This is a genomic window from Acinetobacter sp. S4397-1 (assembly GCF_024129285.1).
GTDB classification, from domain to species: Bacteria; Pseudomonadota; Gammaproteobacteria; order Pseudomonadales; family Moraxellaceae; genus Acinetobacter; species Acinetobacter lwoffii_C.
Genome location: NZ_JAMXXZ010000076.1, coordinates 1 through 1,248 on the forward strand (window position 1 = coordinate 1; position 1,248 = coordinate 1,248).

The 1,248-nt window shown below is 33.7% G+C and carries 1 protein-coding gene; it reads right to left on the minus strand.

The genetic code is table 11. The annotated features are described in order from the left end of the window. Positions 1-63 precede the first annotated feature (63 nt). A complete protein-coding gene (locus NI467_RS14560; RefSeq protein WP_253153495.1) occupies positions 64-1,068 on the minus strand; it encodes a glycerophosphodiester phosphodiesterase family protein in 1,005 nt (334 codons plus the stop codon). Between the last annotated feature and the right edge of the window lie 180 nt (positions 1,069-1,248).

The window sequence follows — 1,248 nt, forward strand, 5'->3', positions numbered from 1 at the left end:
TCATTGAGATGTGTCATAGTATTCGTCGTTAGAAAACAATTATTATGACATTATTTCAATGAGTTATCTATTTTTGTCGTGTACAGAGAAATGATTTATAGTTTCAATATCAGATACAGTCCACGGAATAACTTTTAAATTATTTTGATGTGCTTTTTCCACCATTTCTTTAGTCGTATATGGCACATAGTTAAAATCGCCTATTTTTCCATTCTGTGGATTACCATGTACGGGTGAAACAGCATCTGCACCAAATGATTTAACCGCTGCTATTAAGTCACCATTAAAATCATCAATATCTAACCCACCTAACCAAGGGGATTTACCTGGTTGACCTACTTGTAAAAACTGCTGTCCATTTGTTAAAGCAATAATCGGTAATTTAGGATTTAGCTCTTTCACAAGCATTAAAGCTCCCCAATCAAAACTCTGAATTGTAATCTGATTTTCAAATCCTGATTTTTTCACTTCCTCTAAAACAGCTTTAACGAATTGCTCGCGCGGTGCAGTTTGCTCTGGCGCTCCGGCCTCTATCTTGGTCTCAATATTCATTAAGACATTTTCTGATTTATATTTTTTAACTAAAGTAAAAAATTCTTTAAGAGTTAGCATTTTAGCACCAGGGCTAGTCAGCTGCTGTGGGTAATCTTTTAAGCGCAAAGAACCACAATCCATTGTTTTAATCTGCTCTAAAGTTAAGTCTTTTATATATTTTCCAACATACGGGTAATCTAGATCCCCCACAAAAGCAGGACCTGTATCTAGACACTTATTTTTAGAAATTTGACGATCATGTGTTACTACTACTTTTCCATCTTTAGTAACTTGTGTATCTAATTCTAATGTAGTTACTCCCATTTCAAGCGCATTGCTAAATGAGGCAATACTACTCTCTGTTCTTAAACCTAATCCTCCTCTATGTGCCTGAAGATCAAAGTCCCTGTCTTTAAAGAACAAATGTTTTTCTTCTGAATCAGGATTTGATACTTGGATATCATCATTTTGATTATCACACCCTGATAAAAAAAGTACTGAACCGATTAAAATTGCTAAAAGTGACTTACTCATATTAAAGCTTCATATTTTTTAAGAAGCAGCAAGATTAAGTCATGCATATTACAAGATGATTAGAACGCTATAATTTCATAGTGTTTAATAATAGATCTCTTTCATAAATCAAAAAACGATCTTCTTTTTGGTTAATATTTGCACTCCAGATTTCTTGGCATTCGTGCATAATCTGCGGAT